This is a genomic window from Mesorhizobium sp. M7A.F.Ca.US.007.01.2.1 (assembly GCF_003998165.1).
Taxonomy (GTDB): Bacteria; Pseudomonadota; Alphaproteobacteria; order Rhizobiales; family Rhizobiaceae; genus Mesorhizobium; species Mesorhizobium ciceri.
In genome coordinates this window covers 1-3,199 of the sequence record NZ_RZQP01000391.1, presented here as the reverse complement: position 1 = coordinate 3,199, position 3,199 = coordinate 1, and the positions used below count along the sequence as shown (strand labels likewise).

The 3,199-nt window shown below is 64.4% G+C and carries 2 protein-coding genes; both read right to left on the bottom strand.

The features are described from left to right. The coding region (locus EN949_RS34135; protein ID WP_164782644.1) for a lipopolysaccharide biosynthesis protein at positions 1-1,355 on the bottom strand (1,355 nt) is incomplete at its 3' end. 441 nt (positions 1,356-1,796) lie between these two features. Next, positions 1,797-3,199: SEC-C metal-binding domain-containing protein (locus EN949_RS34130; RefSeq protein ID WP_206534998.1), on the bottom strand; the 1,403-nt coding region annotated here is incomplete at its 5' end.

Here is a 3,199-nt window from a genome sequence, read left to right as displayed (position 1 = left end):
AGCTTGCGCCACACCGTGAAGGACAGCGCGCCGGCTTCGAAGATCATGGCAAAGGCGGTGGCCATGGCCGCGCCCCACAGGCCGAACATCGGGATCAGCATCACGTTGAGGGCGATGTTGAAGGCCAGCGTCATGGCATAGACGGCGGCGCAGATGTTCTGGTTGCCGCTCATCGTCAGCAGGCTTTCGCAGGGGCCGACGGCGGCGCGCGCCGCGACGCCGAAGACGAGCAGGAACAGCAAGGGATAGCCGCTGCTGAATTCCGGGCCGAACAGCACCAGCATCGGCTCGCCGAGCGCCAGCACCAGCAGCGCCATCAACAGCGAAGGCCAGAACGTCCACGACACCGTCTCGCGGGCAAAGGCGGCGAGCCTTTGCGGGTCGCCATGGGTGAACTGGGCGTAGCGCTGGGCAACGCCGGCCTTGACGGCGAAGTAGACGAAATGCACCAGCGCCAGGGTCTTCACCGTGGCGAAATAGACGGCGACGTCATTGGGGTCCATATAGGCGCCGACCATCAGCACGTCGGCATTGGTCAGCAGGAAGAAGAAGCTCTCGACCAGGAAGATCGGCAGCGAGACGACGAACCATTGCGCAAAATGGACCTTCATCGGCCCGGCCGGGATCTGCCGTTCCATGCGCTGGGTGACACCGATAAGCTGGCCGAGCGTTGTGGCGTAGGTGGCGGCGGTCGAAGCAAAGATTGCGGTCCTGGCGTCGGGTGCGTAGCCCGCAAACAGCATCAGCGCCATGAACAGCAGGATCAGCACCGGCCGCACCAGATAGGTCGGCGACAGGGCAAACAGCGCCCAGCTGTTGGCGCGTGCCAGGCCCGACAGAAGGTCGGACATGGCGATCATCGGCAGGCAGATGACGCCGAGGATGAACGGGATCACATAGTAGCTCTCGATCCAGGGTGCCGCCAGCCAGACGCCGAGCGCGCCGAGCCCGGCGATCAGCGTCGATGCGATCAGCACGAACAGACGGCTGGCCAGCACGATGCCGCGCAACTCGTCCATCAAGCCGCGCTCGCGGTATTCGGGAATGTAGCGGATGACGGAGGTGTGGAAGCCCAGGCAGGCGAGATTGCCGACGATGACCATCGTCACCCAGACGAGGACGAAGATGCCATATTCGAACGAGCCCATCCAGCGTGCCATCAGCACCTGGCTGACGAAGGCAATGACGGCGCTGACGATGCGGACCGAGAAGGCGATAACCGACATGCGGCTGGCCTCGCCGCGCTCGTCGGCGGTGAACAGCACGGCATCGATGCGGCCAAGCAACGGCCCCATGCGCAGCGCCCAACGCTGCGGCAAGAACCGCCCGGCTGTCGTGGCCGCGGAAAAGCGCACCCCGATTTCTCTCCGTTTTCCGCTTCTTTTCAGGCGTTGGTGTAGCGGAGACACATTAAGAAACGGTTGGGTGAGAAGTTCCTTCGCCCGTCCCTATACGAGGAGAACGTGCCGGCAGGCGGATGAGGGGCGGCGCAGGCGTTTGAGGTTGCGCCGCTGTTTCATCATCGCCGAGGCGCGCAGCACGGAGACGTTGCCGATCAGGATAGCACCCGGCTTTATCGATCGTGCCTCAGATGGTGCCTTGGCTGCCAGAGGAAGAGGCCGCGCAGCTGAAGTTCGAGTTCGAGGCGGCTTAGTCGGCGGGACAGCGCCCCCCCCTCTGGCCTGCCGGCCATCTCCCCCTCAGGTGGGGAGATTGGCTAATCGCGAAAATCCGCGCCGCCCCTCATCTGCCTGCCGGCACCTTCTCCCTGTGAACGGGGGGAAGGAAAGCGCCCCTTACGCGAACGCCCCGTGGCAGTGCTTGTACTTCTTCCCCGAACCGCAGGGGCAGGCTTCGTTGCGGCCGACTTTGCCCCAGGTGGCCTGGTTGTTGGGGTCGCGGTCTTCGGGGGCGACGATTGCGGTTGTCTCCGGGCGGACCAGGAGGGCGGTTTCGCCGCCTTCGAAGTCGTTTTCGCCGGTGGTGCCGTCGATATGGGTGCCGAACATGTCGGGGGCTTCCGGAGGTGGCGCTTCGGCGGCCTGGCGGACCAGTTCGACGCGCATCAGCTGCGCGGTGACGGCCTGGCGCAGATTGCCAAGCATCGCCTGGAACAGCTCGAACGCCTCGCCCTTGTACTCCTGCAGCGGATCGCGCTGGGCGTAGCCGCGGAAGCCGACGACCGAGCGCAGATGGTCGAGATTGACGATGTGCTCGCGCCACAGATGGTCGAGCGTCTGCAGCACCACCGAGCGCTCGACATAGTTCATCACCTCGGGGCCAAAACGCTCGGCGCGCTCCTTGGCGGCGGCTTCGGCGGCCTGCGCGATGCGCTCGCGGATGTCGTCCTCGGCGATGCCCTCTTCCTTGGCCCAGTCCTCGACCGGCAGGTCGAGGTTCAGGAACTCGGCGATCTCGGCCTTCAGCCCGGCAACGTTCCACTGCTCGGCATAGGCATTTTCGGGAATGGCCTTGGCGACGATCTCGTCGATGACGCCTTCGCGCATCTCGGCGATCGTTTCGGAGAGGCCTTCGCCGTCCATCAGTTCGATGCGCTGCTCGAACACCACCTTGCGCTGGTCGTTGGAGACGTCGTCATATTTCAACAGGTTCTTGCGGATGTCGAAGTTGCGCGCCTCGACCTTCTTCTGCGCCTTTTCCAGCGCCTTGTTGATCCACGGATGGATGATCGCCTCGTCTTCCTTGAGGCCGAGCTTCTGCAGCATGCCGTCCATGCGCTCGGAGCCGAAGATGCGCATCAGATCGTCTTGCAGGGACAGGAAGAATTTCGAGCGGCCGGGGTCGCCTTGTCTTCCTGAACGACCTCTAAGCTGGTTGTCGATGCGGCGCGATTCGTGGCGTTCGGTGGCCAGCACATAGAGGCCGCCGGCGGCCAGCGCCTTTTCCTTCAGCCGCTCAATGTCGGCAATGATTTCCTTTTCCCGCGCCTCGCGTTCGGGGCCGGCCGGCATGTCGCCCAGCTCTTCCTCGATCCGCATCTCGGCATTGCCGCCGAGCTTGATGTCGGTGCCGCGGCCGGCCATGTTGGTGGCGATGGTGATGGCGCCGGGCTTGCCGGCCTGGGCGACGATCGCCGCCTCGCGCTCGTGATGGCGGGCGTTCAGCACTTCGAAATCGGTAAAACCTTCCTTGCGCAGGCGCTCGGCCAGCTGCTCGGACTTTTCGATGGAGGTGGTGC